This is a genomic window from Deltaproteobacteria bacterium, from assembly GCA_017302835.1.
Taxonomy (GTDB): domain Bacteria; phylum Bdellovibrionota; class Bdellovibrionia; order Bdellovibrionales; family Bdellovibrionaceae; genus UBA2316.
In genome coordinates, this window is record JAFLCC010000011.1 from 12,590 (window position 1) to 39,574 (window position 26,985).

Below are 26,985 nucleotides of genomic sequence, written 5' to 3' on the forward strand. Positions count from 1 at the left end.
AAGCGGGCTCTTTATTCTTTCACTGCAAAAATATTGTATAAAGGAACAGAAGCTATTTGAACCGCTTTTTGGTTCTGCGGAACTTGAACTTCAGACCAGGTGCTATTTTTTAAATAAAATAACTTATTTCCCCTAGAAACAGAAAAAACTTGCGAATTTACTTTAACATAATTTAAAGCTTGGGGATCCCATTTGTGATTGCTTAAATTCATTTCATCTTTATTTGTATTGTAGGAATAAATATTTCCCTGGTTGTCTACTAAGAAATATCCTGTTTCCCCAGAAGGTAAGGTCGTCGAGGACAGGCTTGGTTGAAAAGAAAGAGCTTTCGGCGCATTCCATTTTCCTTGGCCAAAATTAAAAGAAGAGGTTTGATTTTGTAAAGAAACTTGAACCAAATGTCTTTTGATTCCTAAATCAAATTCTTCATAGTCTCTTAAATTAGTTTTCAAATCTAAAAGAATTTTAAAATAAGAATAGGTATCAGTGAGGGCGTTTGAAGGCTCATACCTTTCGTAAAGATCAATTGCGAAGGCATTTAAACCATTAAATAAAGTGGCGCCAAAAGAAGTTCTCTTTAAAAGGCCAGGTATCGAAGCGTTATCTCGAAACAGGTTTCGACCTAGAGCTTGAGGGGTGATGGGTGATCTCAAGATCCATTTGTTCCCATCGAGCAGCCAAAAATTGCCAGCATCTGTTTGAACCAGTAAGCCTTCTCGTTTTTGTAATGGTGACGAGTTAAAAACAAAGTTACTTCTAGCCATGGCCATGAGTCGAGCCATTGTTCTGTACACAGGGTGAAAATTTTTGCCATAGATGCTGACCCGAGCATAATATTCCATTTCGACAGCGTGACTTCCTCCATAGCTCAGATCTTTATCGCAACCATCCATTCGGACTCCAGCATAGGGACCGTAGGTACATGGCACGTGCCGGTAGCCTTCCGTGTGTCGGGCTTCATGAATAACGGTGCCAACCCTGCCCAAGGTAGAAAGGCGAGTCCAGCCATCTTGCATGGTAAAATAACCTCCGCGGTTGTAGGCGGTGGCTGTAGGGATATCATTGCCTCGTTCCATTCCCCTGGTTTGAGCCCTCATCCAAAGATAGTATTTTGATGAATCAACAAATTGGCCAATTAAACCCTGAGAGGGCCCAGGTATAAATTGACCGTATTCAATAATGCCTAAATCATTTGTTAATTTTTTGAAATCAACTTGGGGATTGCATAGCTCCGGTCCTCCAAAGGTTTTTAAATCAACATTGAAGTCTTGTTTATATTTGTTTGCTTGGTCTTGATTGAGACAAGGAAACTGCTTGTCTAAATAAGGGAGAACTTGAGCCTGAGAGGTCGATGATAAAAATAACAAAAACATTATTGATGGTAGACTCGATGATAAAATCCATTTAACAAAAGCCTGAGAAACTTTCGAAACTTTCACAGAAATCCCTTCGCCGTCATCCATTGACTGCATTGTAATGACTAAAACGATAGATCAGTTCAGTTTAAAAATTCAAGATTAAAATTTGAAAAAAATTTCTTCGCGCGTTAGTTGGGGCCATCGCTTATGTTAAGTAGAAAAAAGTTTTATAAGTGAGTCTTTGTTATCAAAGGCATCTTGAAACCCCAGCTCAATCAATTCGGAACAAAAGGTGGATTCAAACAACAAATAACTGAGTAACTCATTGGCTTCATCCAAACTGCCAAGGCCCTTAATAAGATAGCGAATAAGTCGTGAAACTTTTTTTGAATGTCTTGAGGCAATAACGCCAATATCTTTAGAAGGAGAAATAAAAACATAATCCATTTTTTTATAAGGAATGGGTTTATCAAAACTAACTTGAGATACGATTTGATTCATTCTTTCCATCCTCTCAACATCATGTTCAACGTTGTCTAACAATACGGCATTGAGTAAGACATTGATCACTCTGGCTACGGAAGGAGGAGTTTTTAAAGAATGCAATTCTTGATTATAGCTGCTATAAGATTTACTCTTAACTCCAATAACGACAATTTTTTCAGCTCCTAAATAAATACTTGGACCGCAGGGGTGAGAATTTCTCACGCAGCCATCGCCAAAATAGCGTCGTCCTACGGGTCGTGGAGGAAACAGCAAGGGAATTGCGCTCGAACAAAGCACATGGTCATGGGTGATTTCTGCAGATTCAGAAACCCGTCGTTGCTTTTGCCAACTCTTGTAAGGTTTTGAGGATTGAATAAAAGAAACGGCTGTTGAATCCGAGTAGTCAACAGCCGTAATAATCAATGAAGAAAAAAGGGCTGCATCTAGATTTTTTTTGATGTTCGCAACGTTTAATTTTTTATGCAGAAACTCTTTTAAGGGATCTGTGTCGAGCAAGGCCCTTCCTGGAGTGCTGGATCCAGTAAGTCCACCAAAAGAAAGTTCACCCATCCATTGTAAACCAATTTTTCCTAAAGAAACGGCGCCGGTATTATAAACATCTTCGCTTCTAATTTGCGACCAAAGGTCCACTAGTTTTTTAACAGCATTTTCGGGATCTTGCCATTCAGCCGCAAGAAAGCTAGCATTGATGGCTCCGGCGCTGACTCCAGAAAATTGATCGATTTTCATCGGTATTTTCTCTGCCTTAAGGACCTCATGAATGCCTTGGACGACGCCAGCTTGATAAGATCCCCTGGCTCCGCCTCCGGATAGAATTAGAGCAATTTGACTCATAGTTAATATTGTTAAACAGAGTTTTTTTGAAAGCAAATAATTAAATCAATAGTCCTGAAGTCCATCGTCTAAAAAACCTGGTTGCTTCCAGATCAAAATATGTTAGGAGTGTTTCCCATGGAACAACTTATAGATCTATTTTTACACCTCGATGTTCACTTGGTCACTTTATCTCAGCTTTATGGAGCGTGGATGTATGGAATATTGTTCCTAATTATTTTTTGTGAAACAGGATTAATTGTCACTCCGTTTTTGCCAGGAGACAGCTTGCTGTTTGCAGCGGGAGCCTTGGCATCGCTCCCTGGATCTGGAATCCAAATTTTACCTCTTTGGCTTTTACTGATATCTGCTGCCTTCCTTGGTGATAATGTTAATTATCAAATAGGTAAATGGGTAGGACCCAAAGTTTTTAATCAAACAAAATCCTTAATATTTAACCCTCAACATCTTACGAGAACACAAGTTTTTTATCAAATCTACGGAGCGAGAACAGTTGTTTTCGCAAGATTTTTGCCCATCCTACGAACCTTTGCCCCCTTTGTGGCAGGCATAGCCAAGATGGATTTCAAAAAATATGTTGTGTTGAGTTTTTTAGGTTCTTTTTTATGGATGTCTCTTTTTTTAGGAGCTGGATTCTATTTTGGAAATATTCCTGCGATTAAATCTAGATTTCATTATGTTATTTTAGCTGTGATTGCCCTATCCTTTTTGCCAATAATTATCGCGACTCTTAAGGTACGATTCAAATCAAAACAGAAAATTTGATTTGAAAAAAAGAGCTGGTCTTTATTTTTCTCTTTATCTTTTGTGAAAGCTCATGGATGATTGTCGAGTAAACCAAAAAATCGAGTAAACCAAAAAAATTGGCTATTTGATTAATCAAACACATGGGGGTAATGTGAGTTCTATAAATAAAATGAATCTACGGATGGGTCTTTTAATGGTTGCAGCAGCGATGTGCCTGCCGGCGCAAGCGCAAGAATCAACAGCTTCTTCATCTTCGCAAAGCACGATAAAATCTAGCGACTTAGGAGTAAAACCTCAAGAAGGAAAGGATATTGATGAAGATATCACCAATGCTAGGCTCCGTGCCTCAACAGGGTCGAAGTCAAAAATTTCGATTCAAACAGAAATGGCCTATACCGGTGGCTCTTTAAATAAACCTTTTGATAAAGTACGACCAGATTTATCCCCAGGAGCTCTGCCTGATACAGTTAAAATTACAGGATCTATTTCTGGAAAATACCGAGTCAACGATTCAGATTCGATAAACATAGGCTCTGGCTTATCCCTTCTGACTCCTGGATATGAAGGCCAAAGGGGTCAAGTGGATAATCCCTATATTACCTATGGGAAGGCTTTTAGACTAAAAGGTTTGCAAAATGTATCCTCAGTGGGATTTACAAGTTATACTTCAGAGTCTTCTAAAAAAGCAGATCGAACTTATAGTCTGAGCGCGGCGCACACCTTGCTGGCCAATCTTTCCGATTCAAAGTGGCAAGCGGGATTAGTAGCTTCCATTGATTATGAGATTTATTCCACATTTAGTGCCATAAATGAGGACGCCCTGCACACCTATTTAGGGTTCTACCCCTTTGCTGAGTATGCCTTCAATGATAAATATTCATTTAGAACGGTTTATCGTGGTATCTCATTCTATACGACCAGAGATGCTAATACGACTTATCGATGGGATGAGGCGACTCAATCCATGGGCTTGGGTGTCGCCGTAACGAGAGATATTTATTTGTATCCAAATGTTCAGTGGGTTTGGAGAGATATTAAAAGTGATTTAACGAATGTGGCCTTATCTGCTAATATCAATTTTTTCTAATTGTGTTAATGATTTAAAACGATCGTTCACTCATTCTTGGCGGAAAGTTGTTCTAAAACCTTTTCGCCATTAGGAAGAAACAGGAGTGGGTCGTAGGCTTCTTTGTGTTGTCTGATTTCAAAATGCAAATGGACACCTGTAACCCGACCTGTTTTTCCCATGAGACCCAGCAAATCTCCCTGTCTTAACTTTTGTCCCTCTTTAACTGTGATTTTATCTAAGTGGGCATAGATAGTTGCCCAACCATTCTCACCCTCAAGAAGAACCATTTTCCCATAACCTTTAAAGTCTTTTCCTGCATAGACGACATGGCCTTGATGGCTAGAGTATATAGGAGTTCCTTTTTGGGCAGCTAAATCGATTCCCCAGTGGGATCGATTCTTTCTTTTCTTTGGGTGGGGGACAGGATCTGAACTGTACCCTCGAGTGAGCCGAGCTTCATCTACTGGCCAGTCAAAATAACGATATTTAACAACGGATTGCGGCTCTCTTTTAAGTTCTTGGTTAATGAGAGAAGTTTGGGGGCTTGGAGGACTCGTCTCCGTCGTCACCAGTCCCAGCTCCCTTGAAATCGGAGTTGGAGCTGTTGAGCACGAAACGACCGTGAGCCATGCAGCACTGCTCAAAAGGGTTCCTAGGCTTAATTTTTTAATAGCATTTAATTTTAAATTCATTCTTAAGTATAATCCTAACTGAATGCTTATCGTGATTAAAATAAAATTCTTTACCCTTCAAGACCATAGGTTAGGAATTTCACAAAAAAAGAAAGATTTTTTGTTAGTAGGGCAAAGGAAATCTGGAACAAAGATTTTTCACTTCGGTTTTGATTTTAAATCGCAGATCTGCATTTTCAATATTGTCTATGATTTCAGCGATCCAATTCCCTATCTGTTTCATCTCATTGGCGCCCATGCCTCTGGTTGTTAATGCGGGTGTGCCGATGCGAACCCCACTTGTTACAAAAGGGGATCGTTTTTCATTCGGGACTGTATTTTTATTCACGGTAATTCCGGCTTCGTCGAGGGCTATTTCAGCCTGTTTGCCAGTGACAGGAGTGCGACTTAAATCCAGAAGTAACAAATGGTTATCAGTTCCGCCTGTTACCAACTCCATCTTTCGTTCAATAAGAATATCAGACAGAATTTTAGCATTGGTTATTACATTTTCAATATAATCCTTAAAATCAGGTTTTAAAACCTCTCCGAAGGAAACGGCTTTGGCGGCGATAACGTGCTCAAGAGGTCCACCTTGGATTCCAGGAAATATTTTTGAATTTATTAATTTAGCGGACTCTTCATTGTTTGTAAGGATGAGACCGCCACGGGGACCTCGTAGGGTTTTGTGAGTAGTGGAGGTAACAAAATCAGCATAGGGAAAGGGGGAAGGATGATGTCCGCTGGCCACGAGACCTGCAAAATGGGCCATGTCTACCAAGAGCTTAGCTCCAACGGCATCAGCAATCTCTTTAAACTTTTTAAAATCTAAAAATCTTGAGTAAGCGCTATAGCCTGCGATAATAAGTTTAGGTTTGTGTTCAAGGGCCGATTTCATTATCTGTTCATAATTTAGCCGCCCTGTTTCAGGGTCTAATTTATAAGAAACAGGGTGAAACAAAATCCCAGAAAAATTGACCGGACTTCCATGGGTTAAGTGGCCTCCATGGGATAGATCCATTCCCATGATGGTTTCTCCGGCTTTTACAGCGGCTAGATAAACGGCCATATTGGCTTGAGAGCCTGAATGAGGCTGAACATTTGCAAATTGGCAGTTGAAAATTCTTTTAGCTCTCTCAATGGCGATAGCTTCGATCTCATCAACATTGTGACAGCCTCCATAATATCGTTTATGGGGGTAACCTTCAGCGTACTTGTTAGTTAAAACTGAGCCCTGGGCCTGCATCACGGCTAAAGAAGTATAATTTTCTGATGCAATCATTTCCAGACCGTTTTGCTGTCTGGACTCTTCGGCCAAAATCCATTTACCTATTTCTGGATCCGCCTCATAAAGTAGAGTTTTTTCAATCATTAATACCCCCGTTGAAATAAAAAAGACATCTTGGTCCTAAACTGAAAATGAATCAATACATGCTACAGCATTTTAGAAAAACTATAGGTTTATTTTTTTGACTCTTTCAGAGTGTCTTCCCTTGGAAAAGGGGGTGGTCAAAAAATGAATTAAACAACTAATGGCTGTTTCAGAAGTCATAAATCTGCCAGGAAGGCACAAAATATTTGCATTATTGTGCTCCCTTGCCAATTTTGAGATTTCCTCATTCCAAACCAGGGCGGCTCGAATGTCTTTGTATTTGTTGGCTTTGAGAGCCATCCCTTGTCCCGTGCCACAGATTAGCAAACCTAAACTGTCAAAACTTAAAGCATCGTTGACACTTAGGGTCTCTTTCAAAGGTAAATTCCCAGATTTTTCGTAGAGGTTCTTTAGTAAACTCTGGCAAACAAGATCGGCAAATTCAGGATAATTGACTGACTCTTGGCTATGACATCCAAAATCTTTAATTTGTAGAGTGCCAAACGGCGCTGTTGAGGATGAGTTTAAAAACGACAGAACTGATTGTTTGAGCTCATAACCACCATGATCGCAGCCAATAAAAAGAGTCATTACCTTCTCCATTTGTCAGGATCCTAAAACTATAAAGTCTTAATCGCAAGTTGAAAAAAATGGAAAAAAATAAATCTCTGTGATAGGATCTTTCCTCAGGGGAGGGTTTTTAGGAGCTTTAAAATGAAAGTTTCAGTGTTTTCAGTAGTTTTAGCGTTTTCAGTTTATTTGTTTTGTCAGGTTTCTTTTTCCTCAGTGCCTTCTCATGTTGAAAGAAACCCTCATCGGAAAAGTTATTCCCGTTTGTGGGAGGATATAAAAGATGAGCTTATCTTTAATGTCTATACCATCAAAGGGCCTAAAGAGTTTGATTATGTTCATGCCGTTATCTTAAAAAAAATAGAATCAGATACAAAGTACAATCTGATGATTATTGGATCTGTCGGACCAAAAAATTATGTTTTATCCACCCATTATGATTTAAATTTAGATATGGAAAGCAAAAACAATAGACCACTTATTTCAGTTAGCTCCAAAGGAGCATTGCTTATCAAGACAAATCGTTCTTCTATTGAGGGTACGAACAATGAGATCCAGATTCTTAGTTATGTAAACGGTGAATTTAAATTTAATTAAAGAGCTGAGAAAATTAAACAACCATTGGTGCCGCCAAAACCAAAACTATTGTTTAAAGTGTGGATGATTTTTCCAGAACGTGCTTCATGAGGTATATAGTCCAAGGTACACTCATCACTCGGGTTTTCTAAGTTAATCGTTGGTGGAGCAATTTGATCTCGAATGGCGAGAACACAAAAGGCACTTTCGAGAGCTCCTGCCGCTCCTAAAAGATGTCCTGTCATTGACTTTGTGCCAGAAACCCAGACTTTTTTAGAATGATCACCGAATAAATTTTTAATGGCTAAGGTTTCGAGGCCATCACCTACGGGCGTTGAAGTCGCGTGGGCATTAATATATGAAATTTGATCTGGTTTTAATTGAGCATCTAGAAGAGCATTGCCCATGGCCCTTCTTCCGCCATCCCCTTCGGGGGCGGGTGTGGTAAAATGACTTGCATCTGAACTAGCTCCATAGCCATTGATTTCGCAAAGAATAGTGGCACCACGTTTCTCTGCGCTTTCAAGGCTCTCTAAAACAAACACAGCTCCACCTTCAGCGAGAACAAATCCATCGCGTGCTTTATCAAAGGGTCTTGAAGCTTTTTCTGGGGTGTCATTTTTGGTTGAAAGAGCTCTCATGGCGCCAAAGCCACCGACAGCAGAGCCACAAACAGTCGCCTCCACGCCACCAGCAAGCATGTAATCACATTTACCGTAACGAATATAATTGAAAGCCTCTCCGATGGAGTGAACACCTGTGGCACAAGCACTAGTAATTGAGTAATTCGGTCCCTTGGCTCCAATAGCAATTGAAACCTGTCCCGATGCTAAGTTAGTAATAACTCCGGGTATAAAAAAGGGCGAAATTCTTCCAGGTCCTCGGGTTCTCAGTTTTTCTAATTGCTCTTCAATCATAGGCAATCCGCCCATGCCAGAACCAATAAAAACACCGGTTCTCTTTAGTTGATCTTCAGTGAGTTTTAACTGGGACATTTCTAAAGCCATTTTCGCACACGCAATAGCATAATGAATAAAGGTGTCCATTTTCTTCTGCTCTTTTTTTTCAATATAAAGATCAGGATTAAACCCTTTTACTTCACCGGCAATTTGCGTATCAAAACCCGTCGTATCAAATTTAGTTATTTTACTAATACCACTTTGACCTTTTAAAACATTGGTCCAAGTGTCTTGAGCATTAAGACCTACTGGGCTCAATGCTCCTAAGCCAGTAATAACAACTCTTTTGACGGATTGAGATGGCTTTTCGAAACGAGAAGTCATAGAGATTATAGTTTACCTTTAGTCTCTAGGTATTTAGTTACATCTTGTACGGTTTTAAGCTTTTCAGCATCTTCATCAGGGATTTCAATATCAAATTCTTCTTCCATAGCCATGACAAGCTCAACAATATCTAAGCTATCTGCACCTAAGTCATCGATAAAAGATGCTTCTGGTTTTACTTTTTCTGGATCAACACTTAATTGCTCAACAATAATATCTTTGATCTTTGGGGTTAATGACATGCTTGCCTCCTTAGTGGTTTCGATTTCCATAATTCTCCTCGTTTTTTGTTAGAATTAATAATTTTTGCATTTATATTTTTAAAATTTTGAATTATCAATAAAATAAATCAAATAGACCAATAAAACAATTATTCCATGAACATGCCACCATTAATGCTTAAAGTGTGGCCAGTGATGTAAGAGCTTTCGTCACTTAATAAAAATTTTACAGCATGAGCGATATCTTTGGTGTCACCCATTCTTTGCATTGGAATTTTTTCCATGATCTTACTTTTAACGTCATCACTCAGAACATGTGTCATTTCCGTAGCAATAAAACCAGGAGCCACGCAATTAACTCGCACATTTCTAGACGCCAATTCCAGGGCGATGGATTTGCTAAAACCAATAGTACCTGCTTTGGAGGCAGCATAATTTGATTGTCCCGCATTTCCTGTTTGTCCAATCACGCTAGTGATATTCACAATGGAACCTTTTCTGGCCTTCATTAAATATTTAGAGATGTGTTTGGTAAGCAAAAAAGTCCCTTTAAGATTCGTTGCAATGACTTGATCAAAATCTTCTGTTCTCATTCTTAAAAGGAGAGAGTCCTTTGTGATACCCGCATTATTTACCAATCCGTCTATATCAGGCCACTTTTCAAATATAGTTTCAATACCTTTCGTAACGGAAGTTTCATTGGCGACATCCATTTGTATATAAAAATGTCCTTCACCTTTGAGAGAGGCTAAAACTTTTTGTGCAGATTCTTCCTTGGAGCTATAGGTGAAGACCACCTGAGCACCATTTTCTGCTAAAACCTGAACGATGGTGGCCCCAATACCGCGGCTACCACCAGTGACAATAATTCTTTTTCCGCTTAATAACATATTTATCCTTCATTTCTTTATAGAGAGAGGGTTTTAACTAAGATTGTTTTTTATAAGGTTCAAATCTTCACTGTTTTGTGTTGAATAAATTCTAAATTGCTCAGCATCCATTTTTTTAAATAGTCCCTTTAATACTTGGCCATGACCACACTCAATCCCCGTAGTAAATCCTTTATTAAGCATCAGTTCCATTGTTTGTGTCCAAAGCACAGGAGCTGAAACCTGCGAAATCAAGTTACTTTTAAGTTCGATGGGATCATCAACCAATTGAGCCCTGAAATTTTGAATAATCGGAAAAGTTGGGTTTCTAAATGGAATTTGATCTAAGACTTGAGCCATTTTTTCTTGGGCTGGTTTCATGAGCTGACAATGAAATGGGGCTGAAACATTCAAGGGAATTAGCTTGGCTCTTTTGGGTGCTCCTGGAATCAGGTCTGGCTTAAAATTTTCTTTCAGCCATTGCAGGCATTTGCTTGATCCGCTAACAACAATTTGCCCAGGTGAATTAAAATTGGCAGGAGAAATAGGGGAATAACCTGATTCTTTTTCAGTCCATTGACAAAGCCATTTGATTTGCTCGGAATCCAGGCCAAGTACAGCGATCATGCCGCCTTCTCCAACAGGAACAGATGATTGCATCGCCTGCCCTCTGGTTCTGACGGCCTTCATAGCTGAGGAAAAAGGCAGGGTACCTGCGGAAACGAGGGCGGCATATTCTCCGATGGAATGTCCTGCTCCCGCCTGAATTGTAAGGTTTGTTTCGTTTTTAAGAACGCGAAAGGTGGCTATAGAAACACATAAAATAGCGGGCTGGGTATTTTCAGTTAAGGACAATTCAGACTCAGAACCTTCAAAACAAAGTTTGGCTAAATCTAAACCAATCGCCTCACTGGCTTCTGTAAAAGTGTCTTTGGCAATTTGAAAATTTTGATACAAAAACTCGCCCATTTTCGGGGCCTGGCTTCCTTGTCCTGGAAATAATAAGACGGGCATAGAATCCTTTTTTTTAAAATCGTAATAAAATGCTTCCAGAGGTTAATCCTGCTCCAAATGCGGCTAACAAAATAAGTTGTCCCCTTTTGATCTTTCCTTGTTGGTAAGCTAAATCAAAGGCTACAGGGATGCTGGCTGCCGAAGTGTTTCCGGTCTCATGAAGACTGACAACGACTTTTTCTTTTGGAAATTTAAAATAATCAGCGACGCTTTCTAAGATTCTTAGATTTGCTTGATGAGGAACTAGCCAATCAACCTGGCTCGCGGAAACTTCGTTAGCGTTAAGTGCTTCATGACAACAGTCGGTGAGAGTCCTCACTGCATTTTTAAAAATTTCTCGACCTTTCATTTTCACGTATTGGGACTCGGCCTTTAAAACAGCTTCCGTAAAAGGAATTTTAGATCCACCTGCGGGTAGCACGAATAAATCTCCAAGACTGCCATCAGCATGAAGATGAGAACTGAAAATGATATTTGCATCCTCTTTGTTGGTTCTTGATAGAATCCAGGCTCCGGCTCCATCTCCAAACAAAATACAGGTTTCGCGGTCTTTATAGTTTACAAAACGATGCAAAACTTCCCCGCCAACCACAAGAACATTTTTATACATACCCGTTCTGATAAACTGATCAGCAACAGACAAGGCATAAACAAATCCTGAACAGGCAGCGGTTAAGTCGAAAGAAAAAATATTTTTACAACCTAACTTATTTTGCAAAACACAAGCAGTAGAAGGCATCATTTGATCTGGACTAACGGTGGCCACGATGATCATGTCCAAATCTTTAGCGTCCATATTTGCCATGGCAAGAGCCTTTATTGCTGCTTGGTAGGCAAGGTCCGAAGTGGCTTCCGACTCGCTAGCTAGGTGTCTTCTTTCGATGCCCGTTCTCTCAACAATCCATTGATTATTGGTATCTACCATTTTTTCTAAATCAAAATTTGTAAGAACTTTTTCTGGTAAATAAGAACCAATCCCTGCTACTTTGGATCTAAACTCTCCAATGGCTGACATGAAATTCCTTTGTTATTCGTTAGTAGCAGCTTCTTCTTGAACTTCTTTTTTAACTTTTGGAGGAATGATTTGCTTTCCTTTGTAATAAAAAGCTCCGTCATCAGCTTTGTAAGCGTGATGGGGTTTATGAAATTCACCCGTTTTTTTATCAAAACCAACAGCTGGTAATTCTAATCCATCATGGGATCTGCGCATATCTCTTTTTGATCGTGAGGTCTTTTTCTTTGGTGTAGGCATTGTAACTCCTTGAATATTAGCTAAAGGAAGAATTAATGTCTTAATTTCAATAAGAAATCAATATTACTTACAAATTAATAACGCAAAAGGTAATTTTTTCCATGACTAATCCATGACCATTCTTCTGAAAGAAGTCTAATTATTTTTGAATTTTCAGATCTTTTAAAACAGAAAAGGGATTAGCTTCCCCAGGGGTCTCCGTTACAGGAACGGAAAAAAGCTGAAGTAGGTGACTTACATTTTGACCACAATCTGTGCATTCACCTTTGGAATTTAACTCGGGAGCAGGATTAAAAGGAATGCTCAAAGCTATCGTTTCATGCAAGTACTCACCGATATCAAACTTCATCTGTTCTTGATACTCGACACAATCGGGTCCCGTGGTTTCAGTTTCAGTAAAATGATTTGGTTTAGAATATTTTCCATCCCTAGGCATTTCTTGAGGGGGTATTAGAATTTCATGGAATTTCACGTGGACTGGAAACTGTATCCCCACTCCACAATAGGAACAAATTTCTTTTGACTTGGTTTTTATCCATCCCTTAAGTTCAAAGTCTTTAGAGTTCAATGGGCGAATGAAAAAATCAGTTTCATAAACATTATTTCCAATAAGATCAGATAAGGCCTCAGTGACCTCCGCTGTCTCATTCGAATATTTGTAATTTTTACCTTCATCTGCTACTTCAAATAAATTTATCTTCATCATTTCCTCTTTAGCCCTAAGTGGAGTCTATAACGGTCTTCAGCTGTTACGCATAAGAGTAACTGCTGAACGGACTCTACAGCTAAAAGAAATCTTCAAAAAAGTCAAAGAGATAGAGGTTTAGGTAAAGATTATAGATTTAAATACTGATCTTCAGCTTTAAGGTTGCCTTTAATTAAGCTAAGCTCTTTCATTTGTAAAATCAATTTCTTCCATCTGTCTGAGTTCATGGCGCCTAAAGTCCCATCTGAATGTATCAAATTTTCCTGGGATTTAGCGCTTCTTTCAAAAGTTTCCCTATCCATGGAAGTGTTCAATTCATTCATTTTATTATTTGCAAGAGTAGGATCTTTTAAATAACTTTCCCAACCTTTACGAACGGACTTAACCATACGTTCGGCAAGGTCTTTATTTTTTAGATAGTAATCTTTTTTTACAGCTAAAACAGTAGTGTAGGGATTAAATCCTTCATCTGAAACCAAAAAAGTATTTATTTTTATTCCCATTTTTTCTGCAGCCAAAGGTTCGCTCGTAATAAATCCCTGTTGAGATAAATTCTTATCCTTCTGAAATTGAGTTAACCCCCCTAAATAAGGAACCATCTTAACTTTGAACTGGGGGTATTTTTTTCTTAAAAACAAAGAATAACTTAAACCTGATTGCCAGGCAAGGTAACCATCGCTTTGCAGAAGATCAGAAATATTTTTAAAATTTCTTTCTTTGTGTGACATAAGGATTTGCGGATTCACTTGAAACGTTGCAAATAAAGCGATGACTTGATTCCTGTGATTTTTATCATTAGACAAAAGGATCTCTTCGGCAGAAACAAGGGCAAAGTCAACAACCCCTTTAGCTAACATTTGTATTGTAGGAGTGCCGGATCCGCCTTTCAAAAGCTCCACATTGAGTTTATTTTTCTCGAACTCTCCTGAAACAAGAGCTTGATAAAAGCCACCAAACTGAGGTTCAGGGAGCCAATTTAATGCTAATTGAATGGATTTTGCCTGTTGGATTGAGGGCTCAGAAAAAGCCTTATTATCAAATGAAGCATAAAAGAAAAAAGGAACCAAAGAAAGGAAAGGAAATAGAGGAAATAAAGGAAATCTAAATGTAAACTTGAATTGCGTAAAATATTTATTTTTCATAATTAAAAGAGTGCTTCAGATTTTTTTAATTTGCAAAGATTCCATTTATAGCCGCGAGTCAAAAGGGAGAGATTCAATCTTTTAAACTTAAATCAAAGGGACGAATTTTCTGGATCAACATATTTAAGAATTTAAGCAGTAAAATAAAAAACAATCCGATGAGTGCCAGCAAAAGAAGACAAGTGTAGACAATATCAATTCGTTGCTGGGTTCGAGCTGAATCGATAAGACTTCCTAATCCACTTCCGGCAACAAATTCTCCAGCAATCACGCCGATGACAGAGAGCCCTGCTGAAATTTTGATACCCGAATAAATGTAAGGATAGGCCGCAGGTAGTTTTAAGAAAAATAAAGTTTTTAAGGGAGAAACTTTATAAATTTTAAAAAGATCTAGCCACTCTTGTTTGGTGCTATTTAGGCCCATAATTGAATTGGCTATAATTGGAAAAATACTTACAAATATGGCTGATGCTAAAATAGTAGGAGTTCCATATCCCAAATAAATAACAAAAAGAGGCGCTATGGCAATAATGGGAACTGTCTGAAAAAAAATAGCATAGGGAAAAATCATTTCCTTGAGGAATCTAAATGACGAAAACAACAAAGCCATGCTGAGACCAATTATAAAACTAAAAGCAAGACTCAAAAAGCTGTGAAAGAAGGTTTCTTTAAAAGCAGAATAAAACTGTGAAAACTCGGCAATGAAGGTTTTGCAAAGATGACTTAGGGGGGGGAATAATTGGGCATCTATTATTTCCAAATAAGAAAAGGCTTCAATAAGAGAAAAATAAAAAATAAAAGCTAAAAAAGGGGGAAATATTTTTTTACACATAACTTCTTAACCTGTTTGAGAACTCAGAAACTTCATTTAAATAATGAGGATTGAGTCTAAAGAAGGGAGTTCTTTGGCTCTGGCATTGGCTATATTCGATGGTTTGACGGTTAAAAATTAAAAGTTTTTGACTCAAAAAGACAGCCTCACTGATGGAATGAGTAACGAAAAAAATATTAATTTTCTTTCTATCCCAGTAATCCCATAGGTCGTCCTGCAGTTCATTTCTTACAATTTCATCAAGGGATGAGAAGGGCTCGTCCATCAATAAAAGCTCTGGATCACTAACCAAAGCCCTGGCGATAGATACTCTCATTTTCATTCCTCCAGAAAGTTCATGGGGAAAATAAGACTCAAAACCAGAGAGCTTAACCAGGGCTAAAATTTCTTCTATTTTATTTTTAGATGAAATTTCTAACTGAGGTGAAGCAAAGGGAATTGCTAAATTTATATTTTCTAAAACAGTTAGCCAAGGAATCAGGGCCGCGTCTTGAAAAACATATGAAATCTTAATATTTTTTGGATAAATAATTTCGCCTTTGGAGGGAGAGTCTAACCCAGCCAAAAGTCTCAACAGACTAGATTTTCCACACCCTGAAGGGCCAATGATAGAAATAAATTCTCCTTTGTTTACCGATAAGGAGAAGTCTTTAAACAAAGTTTTTCCTTTTATGGTTTTAAAAACATGATTAATAGCAATCAAAGGTTATCCCTTTCTATGCGTATAGCCGAGAGCTGATAATGAAAAATACTTAGTCAGATGTCATCATCATATTTTAAAAACAGAGAAAAATAACTATGAATTAAACTAGGTTAGACTTGAAGCCAGGAAACAATGGAATCTGATTTGCAACCTATTAAATTGTATAGGAATAGAACTATAATATTAACGAGACGGAGCGAGGGAGATTTTATGAAGTACTTACTGTGTGTCATTTTGATACAAAGTTTAGCATCTGCAAAAGTAACTGATTTTAACTCTATTATTAATGAAGATCTTAAAGAGCAAAAAGAACTTCACCGGCAATTTAAAAAACAGGTGAATGCAGCAGCCCTGACTGAAAAAGAAAATTTAGTTTCGGCGGAAAGTCGGCAGGAAATTAAAGCTAAAGAATTAATTGTTGTTGAGAATGCACAGAAAAGTTATGCGGCCCCATCAAATGAAAATTTTTTGAAGTTCAACAAAGAAATAGGTGAAGCGAAGACGCAAAATCAGCGCAAAAATCAACATCGGGTAGCTAAAGAACTTAAAGAGCTTGAGCAGTAATAAAATTTAAAGAATTAATTTTTTTAACTCTTCTTGAGAATAAACATAATCTGCATAAATCATCGTGTTTGTAATATTTCTATGCCCTAGGGCTACCTGTACTAAACGGATATCTTTTGTTTTTTTATACAATTGAATTGCAAAAGTGTGTCGTAAACAGTGAAATTTCTTTTCTACCGGCCGGTAATGGTTCCAGATCTGATAAAGCCTATCATAAGTGATATCAAATAGTTTTTTGTTTTCTAGTTTTTCTATAAAAAGCTTCAATTGAAGGAAAATCAAAGAGGGTAGTGGAATTTCCCTATCGTTACTTCCTTTGATGCCTCTAATAAAAACGGTTTCGTCATAAAGGTTCACATCTATTTTTTGAATATTTAATAGCTCCTGGGCGCGGGCCCCCGTTTTTAAACCTAACTGAATCAGAAGGCAGTTTCTTATATCTTGAGCTTCATAGGTTTGAAGGATTTGATTTAATTTTTCAAGTTCAGGAGCGAGGAGGTATTTATTTTTATTTAGTTGATACTTCATTTTTATTTTTCCAGACTTCAAAGCATAAAACTAGATTTAGAAGCAAGTCTACGACTCTCCGCATATAGAGCGCGAGTGGGAAATTTCATTTTTTAAACTGTCAATGACATATTGCATTATGTGCGATACAAGCAAAAACGTCTCCTTATTTAAAAACAGACTGTATAAAATATGTAGTAATATCAGATAGTTAACACTAAAGCTTATAACTATAAGCTTTAGTGCACATCGAAAAAAGGGATATCAGGGTATGGTTTTAATATTTACCAATGATTTCAAATAGTTAAAATGAAACAATAATTTCTAAAATTAAACGATATTGCAAGATGCACCGTAATATATTGTAATATGCAATATAAAAATGTGTTTTACAACATTGACTTGAGGTTTTGAAGATGGGAGCCTGAATTCGAGGGCATGATTTGTTTGGCTTTAATCACGGCTTATTTGGAGTTAAAAAATGACTAATTCTAATGAAATATTACCTATTTTGAACGAAAAAAACTTCGAAAATGATCCAATCGTTGCTCAACATGTTGATTTTACAGAAAATAAGGCAAAAATTAAATCCAAAGATAGGCTCCATTTTGAAGCTCAGGTTGAAGTCATTAAAAAACAAATTGGGAATTTAGAGACGGTTAGGAAGAAGCTGAATCTCTCCCAGAGAAAGATGTCTCAGTTGTTACTTGTGGACCCATCTGCCTGGTCTCGGTGGGTGGCTGAGGAGCAAGAGTCCGCACCACCTCATATTTATAGAGCTTTGCAGTGGTATATGAGTCTTCAGGAGCAAATTCCTGGCTTAAATGCAGCTTATTTTTTACAAAAAGATACGGATGTATTGAAGAAGGAATTTAAAAGTCTGGCTCTTGCGCAAACTCAAGACCTTGAAAAATCACTATCCTTAAAATTGGAGCAAGAAATTGTTGCCTTAAAGGCACTTGTTAGTGAGACGAAGACGGAACTAGCTCTTTCTCAAAAAAACTATCATCACTTTAAAAAAACTATTAATTTATTATTGGTTTGTTTTTTATTTTTAGCTCTGATCACTATTTTTGTGGTTTGGTTTAAAACTAAGTAGTCTGTAAAATTCATCTGAAAAAACTAATCTAGCACAATGCAATAACACTCGTATTTTTGCTCTAGATCCTACATATTTTCACCTCAAGTAAAAACTCTAAGGAGGAAATGTGGGAATTTTTCAAGAAATTATCAAATTTGGTAGCCATGAAGAAGTATTGTTCTGTCACGATGCCGAGGTCGGACTAAAGGCCATTATCGCTCTTCATAATACAGCTCTGGGGCCGGCCCTTGGAGGAACGCGAATGTGGAATTATGCAAGTGAAGAAGAAGCACTCATTGATGTTCTTAGATTGTCAAAGGGAATGACCTACAAAGCGGCGGCAGCTGGTTTAAATCTGGGCGGCGGCAAAGCGGTGATAATCGGTGATTCAAAAAAAAATAAATCAGAAGGTCTATTTCGAGCTTTCGGTCACTTTGTTAATTCTTTAAATGGAAAATACATTACTGCTGAAGATGTGGGAACTTGTGAGCAAGATATGGAATATATTTTTATGGAAACTCCTTGGGTTACAGGAATTCCTAAAGATTATGGTGGATCAGGAGATCCTTCGCCCTATACCGCTCATGGGGTATTGATGGGGATAAAAGCTTCCGTCAAAGAAAAGTTTAATTTGGATTCTTTAAAAAGTTTGCGAGTCGCTGTTCAGGGTCTTGGAAATGTGGGATCAAATCTAGTAAAGTACTTAGTAGCTGAGGGGGCTCAGGTTATTATTGCAGATATAGATCCTGATAAAGTAAAAGCGCTCTTGGCTCAATACCCACAGTTAATTGAGACCAATGTCGATAAAATTCTTTATTCTGATTGTGATGTTTTAGCTCCTTGTGCTTTAGGGGGAGTGGTTAATGATCAGTCGCTGGGGCTTATTAAGGCTAAAATAATCTGTGGGGGTGCTAACAATCAACTTCTTGAATCTAAACACGGGAATGCTTTACAAGAATTAGGAATTCTCTATGCCCCTGATTATGTGGTAAATGCAGGAGGATTGATGAATGTCTTTGTTGAACTTGAGGGCTATTCTCCCGATAGAGCCTTTGAAAAAACAAGAAAAGTTTATGAAAATTTAATGAGGGTGTTTGAAATTTCTAAAAAAGAAAAAATAGGGACTCATCTGGCGGCAGATCGGCTAGCTGAGGATCGAATTCAAACCATAGGAAAATTAAAGCAAAGACATCCTGGAAAATCGAGTCGCTCCTTTACAACACTCAAAGAAGTGTATAACAGGTAGCAAGAAAGAACTTTATTGACTAAAGACGAAGTCCTGAGGATCATCGAATCTTGATCTAAACAGGAGAAAGTCATTGGACAAAGAAAATACTAAAAACCAGAAAACTACCCATTCGGAGCCGATCCATGCACCTCATACGACGGAGGCATTTGGCCTCAGTGAGAAGGAATTGAAATCTAAAGATGAAGTTCAAAGGCAACTGACTCTTTCTTTTGATTGGGTTGTGGCTCACAGGATTTTTGTACTTTTTTTTCTTGGAATTTTGTTTGTTTCAGGGTTGGGTTATGTCGTTTATAACAAAACTAAAATGGACATGGAGCTCAAAATCCAAGATCAGTATTTTGTAATTGAAAAAAAGTATTTGGATCAAAAAGCTCAGTTTGTTGAGGCAGAAAAGGAACATAAAGCTGATTTAGAAAAAGCGAAAGCCCCTCAGGAAAAAAATAAAGATAAGGACAAGGATAAAAATAAAGTCCAAGAGGCTAAAACACCTAAAGTGTTAGCTTCGGGGGATTTAGAAAAAGACTATGGTGGTGTGGTTAAGGATTTTAATGACTTACTAACCGCCCAACCCAAATCCTTAGCTGGAAAAATGGCAAGTCTTATGTTGGCGGATATTTATTCTGAGCACAATAAGCTAGCTGAAACTTCAGAGACATTAAATAAATCTTTCGTTAAAAACCCTCATGAATTGATCGATTTCTTGATCGCCATAAAAAAAGTTAATGCCCTCTTATCATTAAATGAATTTACTGAGGCTAAAAAGATTTTAATGACTTTGGTGAATCAAAAAAAGTACCCTTTCTTAAGCTCCCAATTTAAGCTCCAGTTAGGCTTAGCCTATGCAGGTTCAAAACAATGGGATAAGGCTGAAACGCAATTCCAAGAAATTGTTGCTAAAGGAGCTGAAGCAGAGACTCTTTCTCCTGAAGAGATGTCAAAGCGAAATAGATTCTCATCTGATGTATCCGCTTTTGAGCAAGCTCAGAAATACCTTATTTTATTGAGACTTAAAAAAGATTCTGAAAAAGCAGGTTCCTAGATGATAAGCATAAAGGCCGTTTTTTTACTCATTCTGATTTTTCTACAAATTCAAATCATTTCTTGCTCTTCGAGCTCTGTAGGTATTTCAGGAAGTAATTCAGGAAGCAAAGAATTAATTGTCTCTCCTAAGTTTATAAGAGCGGCCAGTGAACAAAAAATTCAAAAATATAGAAAAATTAATAGAGCCAGGCCCATGGAATATGGAAAACTTTTGATATTGGCAAATGCTCACGACGGACTAACCGCATTCGATTTAGAAACAGGTGAGAAGAAATGGCACTTTTTTGTTTTTAATGGTGTAGAAAAAGAACCAGTTTTGTATAAGGATAATCTCTATTTTGGTGGCAATGATGGAAATTTTTATTCTATAAAAGCTCAAAATGGTGTTGAAAACTGGAAAAGTCAAATTAAGTCAGAAATTGTTGCAAGCCCCTCGTTTGATTCAGAAGAGGGACGAGTTTACTTTTTAACAACAACAAACTCCTTATTCGCATTAGATGCGGAAAATGGAAAGCAAGTTTGGACATACACCCGGCAAGATCCCTCAAATTATTCTATTCGAGGAGGAACAACGCCTTTAATCCATCACCAGTTGATTTATGTCGGCTTCTCTGAAGGTTCTTTTGTGGCCTTTAATAAATCAAATGGAACCATCAATTGGGAAATTCAATTAAATAAAAATAAACGATTCAAAGACATTGATTCAACGGCTGTATTAAGCGAAGGAAAAATATTTGTTTCTGGTTACGATGATAAGTTGTTTTGCTTGGCCTCGGCCAATGGCGAGATCCTTTGGAGATTTGAGGCCGGTGGGTATTTGCCTGTGACCATTAAACAAGATCTTCTATATTACCCTTCAACTAATGGAAAAGTATACGCATTAAATAAAAACACAGCAAAGAAAGTTTGGGAAATTGAAGTATTAGATGGCATCCCAAGTGAAATCAGCCTGATAGGTCAGATGCTTGTCTTCGGTGAATCCCAAGGAAGTATTGTTTTTTTTAATGCTTCAGATGGAAAGAAAATTAAATCTTTTGAACCTGGTCGGGGTATTTTAAGCTCGATTCTAGTGAATGAAAAAAAATCAGAGGTTTATTTTATATCCGGAGAGGCAAATCTTTACGCCCTAGAGGTCAAATGGAAATACAAGAATTTATTTTCGTTCGTCGATTAATTTCAGCGAACAAATTGCGGTTTTTAGCGAGTTTTCTTTTATTATTTAATTTTTCTTGTTCTTTAGGAAATTGTCGTTCTCATAAAATAGAAAAAGAACAAATAGAAGGTCCTATGCCAGTAAAGGAAAATAAATTAATTCCACCAACGAGCCTTTCAGAGAGAGTCAAAGTTTTCAAGTTAGATGGAAGCTTGCAGTGCTCCAAGGGAAAGAAAATGGATATTTCGGAAATGCAGAACGAGCTAAAAGATATCAAAGTTTATAGCTCTTTTTCAGAAAATGATGGAATGATGCGAATTCAAATGTGTGGAGCTCCAACGGGAAATGGAAATGTTTTCGAAATAGATCGAAGTAATTTAAAGAAAGCTCTCTCTTTAGGTTTTAAAGAATGGTTAAAAAATTAATTGCTAATCATTTTTTTAAGTCTTGATAGATTTTCTCAAAATCAAATACCGTTAGAGTCCCATCATGATCAGAAGCTCGAAGAGCAATTTCATCTTCAGTTTTGGGCTGTGGCCTGGGTTTACCATTTGGATCTAAATCCCTTAAAATAAAAGCAGATTTAATGTAATCTTGCCCTTCGTATTTCACCATTATGGAATCCAATTGCTCGTTGGATATTTCTTTCTTAGGTGTAAAAAAATATTGAGTTCCTCTTTGACTTAAAGGAGGGCTTGATCCGTCTTTTGTTACATTCATTGAATCGGTAAATCCAAAATCTTTAAGGGGGGCAAACTCTGGGCTTGTTCGGATATCATTATTAAAATCACCAGAAATGATCATAATGGGAAGTTTCGGGTATTTTTTCTCGTAGGACTTAAGTACCTGGACAGATTTCTTTACTTGCTCGGTTCTTCTTTCTGTAGCCTTTTCGTCCTTTTTGGGATCAGGGTTCTGGGCCTTAAAATGCGTCGCTGCCAACATCATAAGGGGTGTTGTATTTGGAGAAGAACTTCGTTCGCGAATCAACAGTACAGGTAGATCTCTGGAGAAAGCCGGTAACTCAGAAGGTGTAGTTTGGTTGCGATTATCTGATAGTAGGTTTCGATGACTTTGAATTTCAAAATCAAAAGGAAGATCTTTTTTGACAAAATAGCATACGTCGATTCCTCGTTGATCATTTCCTTCAATTAATATGGGTTGGTATAGCCCATTAAGAAATTTTTCAGCAAAATCAGTAGCTGTTTGAATGTCTTTTATTTCAACGCCAATAATAATATCAGCTTGTGATTGTGCCGAAAGTATTCTTAAGGCTAAGCTTTTCTTTTCTTCAAAAGATTTTTCCAAAATTTTTTCATGAGGGCGCCCTTGATGATCCGTAGAGACTTCGACAAATCTTCCCAGATTTTCAAAGTTTTGTTCAACAACAACCAAATCTTTAATATCGCTAATAGAACGGGAATTTGAAGAATTCGTAGCTCTTAAATAGGCCCAAGGACCTAGTTTTGAATCACCCTTCATATTTAAATAAATATCACCGCATTGAGTCCGAAAATTGGTTCCTAAGGTTATGGGGGCCTCAGAACAAAACTCAGCAACTTGCGTCGTTCGCCAATGAAACTGGCTAAAATTAAAGCTGTTGAGGGTGATAATTAATAAGCAGCTAATTGTAAATGCGGTGAGTATTCTTGGATGTTTCATCTGTATGACATCGGTAAGTAAATTATTTTCATTAAGGTAACATAATGTAACTTATCGGAGATAAGTTACCAGTAAGAAAAACTGGACCTCTTGGTTAGAAATTCCTTTAAACTCTACATAGATATCGCCGATAGGTTCCATATGAAAAAAATGTGTTCTGATTTCTTGTTAAATTCACCTTTGCTTTCAAAATTGGGAACTGAAACTCCTGATGAAGGGAATTTTAGTTCTTATTTAGAATCTCTTTTAACGAATCTTAAATTTTGCTATCCTGAGCTTATTTTTCATGTAGAGATTTTTAACCCACGAAAAAAAAATTCAAAGGTGTACGCGATTAATGATCAATACCTCGAATTCAAAGTAAAAGACAGTTTAGAGCACTACGACAATGATATTTCGAATTTATTTCCCTATGAAGAAACTCTTTCTCAAAATAAAAAGGTTTACTACCCCCTTATTAAAGAAAAATCTCATATTGGTTTTTTGGTGTTCACAGGATCAAGTAAATCTAAATCAACACATTTTGATATGATCCTTGCTGCGCAATTTATTGTAAGAGCCATGATTTCTAATGAAAAGAAGTTAGCTATTGATTCTTTAGAAGAGCTAAATCTTCAATTAGAAAAAATCGTTGAAGAAAAAACACAATCCTTACTAAGAGAAAAGGAAGTAGTTTTTCAATCCAGTAAAATGGCTACCCTTGGAGAAATCGCGTCAGGAGTCGCCCATGAGATCAATAATCCTTTAACAATCATTCAAGCCAAAGCCATTATCATGCAAAAGAAAATGGAAAAAAAACAAATACTAGATACGGATATGGCTGAAGGATTTCAAAAAATCATCTCTACCGTCGCAAGAATCACTAAAATTATTAAAGGACTGAGGTTTATTAGTCGTGATGGAAGTTCGGATTCACCCGTTCGAGTGATGCTTTCTCAGGTCTTAGAAATGACACTAGACCTTTGTGTTGAAAGATTGAGAAATAATCAGATTAAGTTTGAAGTGGATACTTTTGTAGATGATTTTGAAATTGAAGTTAAAGAAACTCAGATGGTTCAAGTATTTTTAAATCTTATTAACAACTCCTTTGACGCGATTAAAGAATTAGAAAATAAGTGGGTCAAAATCAGCATTGAAGGAAACGACAACTTGGTAACTATCAGATTTACCGACTCTGGCTTAGGGATATCAGAATCTATCTTAGAAAAGATAATGAATCCCTTTTTTACGACCAAACCCATTGGGCAGGGAACTGGTCTTGGTTTAAGTTCCTCTAAAGGAATTGTCGAAGGTCATTCGGGTAAACTTTATTATAATAAAAAATCACCAAACACTCAGTTTGTTATTGAGATTCCATATATTCGCAAAGTTCAAATTCAACAAAAAGCGGCTTAATCATGGGGTTATCAACCGCATTGAATTTCCATTGTGCCTATCTATCTAATTGTTCTGGTTGCTCAGAAAAAATGCTCGATTTTGAACAGCAATGTATTTTGAAAACTAGAAAATTTAAATCAACCTTGCTGGAAAATTTTAATGTAAAAGAAGAACTGTTGTCCTTTCAGTTTCCAACACAGGGGTATCACCGTCATCGGGGTGATTTTATTTGTTTTAATAACCAGATGGGTCTCAATGATTCGAGTAGAAATTTGATCCCGCTTGAGTCTTGTTCTTTATTAGACCCGCAGCTCAATGAATTTTATCAAGCAATCAAAAAAACTCCTTTTCAAGTTAAAAAAGGAACGATCAGAATAAGAAAGTCTGTGGATGATCAATTCGGAGTATGGCTCGACTTTTCTAATTTAGATATTAAACGCTTGCTGGAGGAAGAAAAGACATTGAATTCTTTACTTCAACAAGGAGTCGTTGTGGAAATGGGACAAAAAGGCAAAAGATTAAATACAATTAATGGGAAATTAAAGCTGAGCGAACCAAAGCCTGAGGTATGGTTTAAAACCTTAATAAACCGGTCACCTACTCCCCTCTTTTCATTGATCTCCTCTTTTACCCAGCCCAGTTTTGAATTAAATTTATTAATTCAGATGGAAATTCAAAAATTTTTATCGCAGAAACGTTTTGATTCTATTTTAGAATTTGGCACCGGTATTGGAAATTTTGGTCTTTTTTTAAGTGCTTATTCTGGAAAGTTGATTTTTTTAGAAACTGATGAGCGCAACTTGATACCTTTAAGAAAAAATATACAGACTTATCTTACTGAAAAAGATCTCAAAGTATCTTCATCTAAGAATGGCGCCGAGGCTGAACTTATATTTGTAAACCCGCCCAAATCTGGAGTGGGGCCTTTATTCGATAGTCACTTTCCAGATATGACAAAAGATATTATTTATGTATCTTGCTATTTAGAATCCATGATTCATGATTTGAAAAAGCTAGCTCACCAGGGATTTCAAATACAAAGGTCCATTTTATTTGACCAATTTCCTCAATCCCACCATTTTGAAACAATAACTTATCTGAGTCGTTAGTCACACTTGTAGTAAGGGGAATAATCAAAGATGATCCAAGGCCGGCAGCGCAAAATTCAGTTGGCTGAATACAAATACAAGGCCTTTGTTTTCCTGGCTTTGTGCCTGCTCTGGGCTCGAGATCAACATTATAAACATTCCACTTTTTAGGAAAAATCATGGTAAGTTTTTAAACCGCTTTGACTTAGCACCAGTCTTTTCTTTTAGAATTTCAATTCGAGAATCATCTTCTGGATAGTATCAATCAAGCGGCAAGAGGCAGGATTAAAATAGGAGTGTAACTATATGTAAAGTCTATGGTATTGATTTCTCTTTCGGGTTGTTTAGTTCATCCAAAATATTGGTTAATATCTTCCATGCATCACAGACTCTAATTCCCTCTGGAGTTGTAAAGTCTTTTTTAGAGTTAAAAGTTAATTGATAAGCCCTTGTATTTGGAAACTTTGATTTTACATACTTCAAATGAGGCGAGACCTGAGTATCAGACAATTTACACTCAATAAAAATTGTTGCTTGTTGATCTTCAACGATCACAAAATCGACTTCTCTAGACTCTCGATCCTTATAAAAACGAAGCTCTATATCTCTTCCTTGTGTGTCCTCAAGAAATTGAACACGTTTTAAAAGATGATTCCCTATTAGGTTTTCAAATTTGAGTCCCGGGTTTTTCACCAATGTCCAATCATAGTGGTAATGTTTTTGCTCTTTTTTAATAGCTTTGATTTTAGGTGATCCCATGGCAGAAATACGATAAAAGGCATAAAACCTTTCTAAAACTTCTAACCATCTTTTTATCGTTTTAAAACTAATTTGCAGATCTTCTGCTAAGGAATTGATAGAAAGAGGACTTCCGACCAACTCTGGTAATCTGATTAACAAATGCTCAGCGGAGCCCAGGTCTGAAATCCTTTCGATACTTGAAATGTCATCTCGAAGAATACGTTGTCGGTATTCTCTAGACCATCGCTGAGCTTCTATTTTATTTCCTTTAAAGAAAGGTTCTGGGAAACCACCTAATTGAAAAAGACTTTCAAAATCTGACCACTTGGTCGAATTAAGTTCATCAAAAGTAAGAGGATGTAGTCGTAAAAAATGGTACCGACCTTGAAGAGAGTCTCCTCCATATCGATAAAAATCTAACCGAGCACTCCCTGTAACTAGAATTCTTTTTTCATTTTTGTTTTTATCGTAAAAACCTTTAAGGTAATTTCGCCATTTTTTATATTTATGAATTTCATCAAATATCAAAATATTATGAGAAGGCAATTCATTTCGTAAAATAAGCTCTCTGTCTTCAGAGTAGTCCCAATTGAGATAGGCCGCATTGGGAAATAAATTTTTTGAAAGGGTCGTTTTACCTACTTGGCGAGGCCCTCCTAAAAAAACCATTTTTGACTTCAAATCATTTTTGATTTGAAGAGATAGATATCGATTTTTCACATTTATTTCCTTGAATCTGATTTTTTTCATGATTCCGCAATTTTGGAGTCTTGTCAAATATTTAATCTGCAATTTT

The 26,985-nt window shown here is 37.1% G+C and carries 29 protein-coding genes; 11 read left to right on the plus strand and 18 right to left on the minus strand.

Going from position 1 to position 26,985, the window contains the following annotated elements; all coding sequences use genetic code 11:
* Window positions 1–11 precede the first annotated feature (11 nt).
* Both J0M15_12375 and J0M15_12380 read right to left on the minus strand, forming a co-directional pair.
* Window positions 12–1,439, minus strand: a complete 1,428-nt coding sequence (locus J0M15_12375; protein MBN8537841.1) for a hypothetical protein — start codon at window positions 1,437–1,439, stop codon at window positions 12–14.
* Between the two features lie 129 nt (window positions 1,440–1,568).
* Complete coding sequence (locus J0M15_12380; GenBank protein ID MBN8537842.1) at window positions 1,569–2,699, minus strand: patatin-like phospholipase family protein; 1,131 nt, start codon at window positions 2,697–2,699, stop codon at window positions 1,569–1,571.
* Between the two features lie 117 nt (window positions 2,700–2,816).
* On the opposite strand from J0M15_12380, the gene J0M15_12385 reads away from it, so the two are divergent.
* Together J0M15_12385 and J0M15_12390 are read left to right on the plus strand one after the other, a co-directional pair.
* Window positions 2,817–3,464 carry a VTT domain-containing protein gene (locus J0M15_12385; protein MBN8537843.1) on the plus strand — a complete coding sequence of 216 codons (648 nt, stop codon included), beginning with the start codon at window positions 2,817–2,819 and terminating at the stop codon, window positions 3,462–3,464.
* Between the two features lie 133 nt (window positions 3,465–3,597).
* A complete protein-coding gene (locus J0M15_12390) occupies window positions 3,598–4,533 on the plus strand; it encodes a hypothetical protein (protein MBN8537844.1) in 936 nt (311 codons plus the stop codon).
* A 26-nt stretch (window positions 4,534–4,559) separates the two neighbouring features.
* On the opposite strand, the gene J0M15_12395 is transcribed toward J0M15_12390, so the two are convergent.
* From J0M15_12395 to J0M15_12405, 3 genes are all read right to left on the minus strand, one after another.
* The gene (locus J0M15_12395; protein ID MBN8537845.1) at window positions 4,560–5,207 is read right to left on the minus strand and encodes a M23 family metallopeptidase; all 648 of its coding nucleotides are present in this window, start codon (window positions 5,205–5,207) and stop codon (window positions 4,560–4,562) included.
* A gap of 103 nt (window positions 5,208–5,310) precedes the next feature.
* Window positions 5,311–6,558 (minus strand): serine hydroxymethyltransferase, encoded by a 1,248-nt coding sequence (locus tag J0M15_12400; protein MBN8537846.1) that lies wholly within the window; start codon window positions 6,556–6,558, stop codon window positions 5,311–5,313.
* Window positions 6,559–6,639: 81 nt separating this feature from the next.
* Window positions 6,640–7,161: an RpiB/LacA/LacB family sugar-phosphate isomerase gene (locus tag J0M15_12405; GenBank protein ID MBN8537847.1), complete on the minus strand. Its 522-nt coding sequence runs from the start codon at window positions 7,159–7,161 to the stop codon at window positions 6,640–6,642.
* A 111-nt stretch (window positions 7,162–7,272) separates the two neighbouring features.
* On the opposite strand from J0M15_12405, the gene J0M15_12410 reads away from it, so the two are divergent.
* Window positions 7,273–7,725, plus strand: coding sequence for a hypothetical protein (locus tag J0M15_12410; GenBank protein MBN8537848.1), 453 nt, complete (start codon window positions 7,273–7,275; stop codon window positions 7,723–7,725).
* On the opposite strand, the gene fabF is transcribed toward J0M15_12410, so the two are convergent.
* The 10 genes from fabF to J0M15_12460 all read right to left on the minus strand — a co-directional run bounded on the left by fabF (window position 7,722) and on the right by J0M15_12460 (window position 15,726).
* Entirely contained in the window at window positions 7,722–8,987 is a 1,266-nt protein-coding gene (fabF, locus tag J0M15_12415; GenBank protein MBN8537849.1) for a beta-ketoacyl-ACP synthase II, read from the minus strand. The two genes, J0M15_12410 and fabF, sit on opposite strands and share 4 nt — an antisense overlap.
* Window positions 8,988–8,992: 5 nt before the next feature.
* Window positions 8,993–9,229: an acyl carrier protein gene (locus tag J0M15_12420; protein ID MBN8537850.1), complete on the minus strand. Its 237-nt coding sequence runs from the start codon at window positions 9,227–9,229 to the stop codon at window positions 8,993–8,995.
* 128 nt (window positions 9,230–9,357) lie between these two features.
* A complete protein-coding gene (gene fabG, locus J0M15_12425; protein ID MBN8537851.1) occupies window positions 9,358–10,098 on the minus strand; it encodes a 3-oxoacyl-[acyl-carrier-protein] reductase in 741 nt (246 codons plus the stop codon).
* 33 nt (window positions 10,099–10,131) lie between these two features.
* A complete protein-coding gene (fabD, locus tag J0M15_12430) occupies window positions 10,132–11,091 on the minus strand; it encodes an ACP S-malonyltransferase (protein MBN8537852.1) in 960 nt (319 codons plus the stop codon).
* 13 nt (window positions 11,092–11,104) lie between these two features.
* Window positions 11,105–12,106, minus strand: coding sequence for a ketoacyl-ACP synthase III (locus J0M15_12435; GenBank protein MBN8537853.1), 1,002 nt, complete (start codon window positions 12,104–12,106; stop codon window positions 11,105–11,107).
* A 12-nt stretch (window positions 12,107–12,118) separates the two neighbouring features.
* On the minus strand, window positions 12,119–12,343 hold the full coding sequence (gene rpmF, locus J0M15_12440; GenBank protein MBN8537854.1) for a 50S ribosomal protein L32: 225 nt from the start codon (window positions 12,341–12,343) through the stop codon (window positions 12,119–12,121).
* Between the two features lie 139 nt (window positions 12,344–12,482).
* Window positions 12,483–13,046, minus strand: a complete 564-nt coding sequence (locus tag J0M15_12445) for a DUF177 domain-containing protein (protein MBN8537855.1) — start codon at window positions 13,044–13,046, stop codon at window positions 12,483–12,485.
* Between the two features lie 131 nt (window positions 13,047–13,177).
* Window positions 13,178–14,191 carry an ABC transporter substrate-binding protein gene (locus J0M15_12450; GenBank protein MBN8537856.1) on the minus strand — a complete coding sequence of 338 codons (1,014 nt, stop codon included), beginning with the start codon at window positions 14,189–14,191 and terminating at the stop codon, window positions 13,178–13,180.
* Window positions 14,192–14,264: 73 nt separating this feature from the next.
* Window positions 14,265–15,023, minus strand: a complete 759-nt coding sequence (locus tag J0M15_12455; protein MBN8537857.1) for an ABC transporter permease subunit — start codon at window positions 15,021–15,023, stop codon at window positions 14,265–14,267.
* The gene (locus J0M15_12460) at window positions 15,016–15,726 is read right to left on the minus strand and encodes an ABC transporter ATP-binding protein (protein ID MBN8537858.1); all 711 of its coding nucleotides are present in this window, start codon (window positions 15,724–15,726) and stop codon (window positions 15,016–15,018) included. The genes J0M15_12455 and J0M15_12460 overlap by 8 nt, the downstream gene beginning before the upstream one ends.
* Window positions 15,727–15,936: 210 nt before the next feature.
* On the opposite strand from J0M15_12460, the gene J0M15_12465 reads away from it, so the two are divergent.
* Window positions 15,937–16,290 carry a hypothetical protein gene (locus J0M15_12465; protein ID MBN8537859.1) on the plus strand — a complete coding sequence of 118 codons (354 nt, stop codon included), beginning with the start codon at window positions 15,937–15,939 and terminating at the stop codon, window positions 16,288–16,290.
* A gap of 6 nt (window positions 16,291–16,296) precedes the next feature.
* On the opposite strand, the gene J0M15_12470 is transcribed toward J0M15_12465, so the two are convergent.
* Window positions 16,297–16,818 (minus strand): site-specific integrase, encoded by a 522-nt coding sequence (locus tag J0M15_12470; protein ID MBN8537860.1) that lies wholly within the window; start codon window positions 16,816–16,818, stop codon window positions 16,297–16,299.
* A 460-nt stretch (window positions 16,819–17,278) separates the two neighbouring features.
* Here J0M15_12470 and J0M15_12475 point away from each other — a divergent pair, with 460 nt between their 5' ends.
* The 5 genes from J0M15_12475 to J0M15_12495 all read left to right on the plus strand — a co-directional run bounded on the left by J0M15_12475 (window position 17,279) and on the right by J0M15_12495 (window position 21,746).
* Window positions 17,279–17,896: a hypothetical protein gene (locus tag J0M15_12475; GenBank protein ID MBN8537861.1), complete on the plus strand. Its 618-nt coding sequence runs from the start codon at window positions 17,279–17,281 to the stop codon at window positions 17,894–17,896.
* Window positions 17,897–18,005: 109 nt separating this feature from the next.
* On the plus strand, window positions 18,006–19,124 hold the full coding sequence (locus J0M15_12480; GenBank protein MBN8537862.1) for a Glu/Leu/Phe/Val dehydrogenase: 1,119 nt from the start codon (window positions 18,006–18,008) through the stop codon (window positions 19,122–19,124).
* A 73-nt stretch (window positions 19,125–19,197) separates the two neighbouring features.
* Window positions 19,198–20,166 (plus strand): hypothetical protein, encoded by a 969-nt coding sequence (locus J0M15_12485; protein MBN8537863.1) that lies wholly within the window; start codon window positions 19,198–19,200, stop codon window positions 20,164–20,166.
* On the plus strand, window positions 20,167–21,342 hold the full coding sequence (locus J0M15_12490) for a PQQ-binding-like beta-propeller repeat protein (protein ID MBN8537864.1): 1,176 nt from the start codon (window positions 20,167–20,169) through the stop codon (window positions 21,340–21,342).
* The gene (locus J0M15_12495) at window positions 21,306–21,746 is read left to right on the plus strand and encodes a hypothetical protein (GenBank protein MBN8537865.1); all 441 of its coding nucleotides are present in this window, start codon (window positions 21,306–21,308) and stop codon (window positions 21,744–21,746) included. Before J0M15_12490 ends, J0M15_12495 begins: the two co-directional genes overlap by 37 nt.
* Before the next feature lie 7 nt (window positions 21,747–21,753).
* Here J0M15_12495 and J0M15_12500 read toward each other — a convergent pair whose 3' ends face one another.
* Complete coding sequence (locus J0M15_12500; protein MBN8537866.1) at window positions 21,754–22,983, minus strand: hypothetical protein; 1,230 nt, start codon at window positions 22,981–22,983, stop codon at window positions 21,754–21,756.
* A 141-nt stretch (window positions 22,984–23,124) separates the two neighbouring features.
* Here J0M15_12500 and J0M15_12505 point away from each other — a divergent pair, with 141 nt between their 5' ends.
* Both J0M15_12505 and J0M15_12510 read left to right on the plus strand, forming a co-directional pair.
* On the plus strand, window positions 23,125–24,378 hold the full coding sequence (locus J0M15_12505) for a GHKL domain-containing protein (GenBank protein MBN8537867.1): 1,254 nt from the start codon (window positions 23,125–23,127) through the stop codon (window positions 24,376–24,378).
* Window positions 24,379–24,380: 2 nt separating this feature from the next.
* A complete protein-coding gene (locus J0M15_12510; protein MBN8537868.1) occupies window positions 24,381–25,469 on the plus strand; it encodes a hypothetical protein in 1,089 nt (362 codons plus the stop codon).
* A 294-nt stretch (window positions 25,470–25,763) separates the two neighbouring features.
* Here J0M15_12510 and J0M15_12515 read toward each other — a convergent pair whose 3' ends face one another.
* Window positions 25,764–26,939 (minus strand): ATP-binding protein, encoded by a 1,176-nt coding sequence (locus tag J0M15_12515; protein ID MBN8537869.1) that lies wholly within the window; start codon window positions 26,937–26,939, stop codon window positions 25,764–25,766.
* Between the last annotated feature and the right edge of the window lie 46 nt (window positions 26,940–26,985).

Bases quoted from the DNA above. Each gene is read 5' to 3' on its own strand.
- J0M15_12380 (MBN8537842.1), bottom strand. From the start codon at position 2,699: ATGAGTCAAATTGCTCTAATTCTATCCGGAGGCGGAGCCAGGGGATCT.
- J0M15_12385 (MBN8537843.1), top strand. From the start codon at position 2,817: ATGGAACAACTTATAGATCTATTTTTACACCTCGATGTTCACTTGGTC.
- J0M15_12395 (MBN8537845.1), bottom strand. From the start codon at position 5,207: ATGAATTTAAAATTAAATGCTATTAAAAAATTAAGCCTAGGAACCCTT.
- J0M15_12400 (MBN8537846.1), bottom strand. From the start codon at position 6,558: ATGATTGAAAAAACTCTACTTTATGAGGCGGATCCAGAAATAGGTAAA.
- J0M15_12405 (MBN8537847.1), bottom strand. From the start codon at position 7,161: ATGGAGAAGGTAATGACTCTTTTTATTGGCTGCGATCATGGTGGTTAT.
- J0M15_12410 (MBN8537848.1), top strand. From the start codon at position 7,273: ATGAAAGTTTCAGTGTTTTCAGTAGTTTTAGCGTTTTCAGTTTATTTG.
- fabF (MBN8537849.1), bottom strand. From the start codon at position 8,987: ATGACTTCTCGTTTCGAAAAGCCATCTCAATCCGTCAAAAGAGTTGTT.
- J0M15_12420 (MBN8537850.1), bottom strand. From the start codon at position 9,229: ATGTCATTAACCCCAAAGATCAAAGATATTATTGTTGAGCAATTAAGT.
- fabG (MBN8537851.1), bottom strand. From the start codon at position 10,098: ATGTTATTAAGCGGAAAAAGAATTATTGTCACTGGTGGTAGCCGCGGT.
- fabD (MBN8537852.1), bottom strand. From the start codon at position 11,091: ATGCCCGTCTTATTATTTCCAGGACAAGGAAGCCAGGCCCCGAAAATG.
- J0M15_12435 (MBN8537853.1), bottom strand. From the start codon at position 12,106: ATGTCAGCCATTGGAGAGTTTAGATCCAAAGTAGCAGGGATTGGTTCT.
- rpmF (MBN8537854.1), bottom strand. From the start codon at position 12,343: ATGCCTACACCAAAGAAAAAGACCTCACGATCAAAAAGAGATATGCGC.
- J0M15_12445 (MBN8537855.1), bottom strand. From the start codon at position 13,046: ATGAAGATAAATTTATTTGAAGTAGCAGATGAAGGTAAAAATTACAAA.
- J0M15_12450 (MBN8537856.1), bottom strand. From the start codon at position 14,191: ATGAAAAATAAATATTTTACGCAATTCAAGTTTACATTTAGATTTCCT.
- J0M15_12455 (MBN8537857.1), bottom strand. From the start codon at position 15,023: ATGTGTAAAAAAATATTTCCCCCTTTTTTAGCTTTTATTTTTTATTTT.
- J0M15_12465 (MBN8537859.1), top strand. From the start codon at position 15,937: ATGAAGTACTTACTGTGTGTCATTTTGATACAAAGTTTAGCATCTGCA.
- J0M15_12470 (MBN8537860.1), bottom strand. From the start codon at position 16,818: ATGAAGTATCAACTAAATAAAAATAAATACCTCCTCGCTCCTGAACTT.
- J0M15_12475 (MBN8537861.1), top strand. From the start codon at position 17,279: ATGACTAATTCTAATGAAATATTACCTATTTTGAACGAAAAAAACTTC.
- J0M15_12490 (MBN8537864.1), top strand. From the start codon at position 20,167: ATGATAAGCATAAAGGCCGTTTTTTTACTCATTCTGATTTTTCTACAA.
- J0M15_12495 (MBN8537865.1), top strand. From the start codon at position 21,306: ATGGAAATACAAGAATTTATTTTCGTTCGTCGATTAATTTCAGCGAAC.
- J0M15_12500 (MBN8537866.1), bottom strand. From the start codon at position 22,983: ATGAAACATCCAAGAATACTCACCGCATTTACAATTAGCTGCTTATTA.
- J0M15_12505 (MBN8537867.1), top strand. From the start codon at position 23,125: ATGAAAAAAATGTGTTCTGATTTCTTGTTAAATTCACCTTTGCTTTCA.
- J0M15_12510 (MBN8537868.1), top strand. From the start codon at position 24,381: ATGGGGTTATCAACCGCATTGAATTTCCATTGTGCCTATCTATCTAAT.
- J0M15_12515 (MBN8537869.1), bottom strand. From the start codon at position 26,939: ATGAAAAAAATCAGATTCAAGGAAATAAATGTGAAAAATCGATATCTA.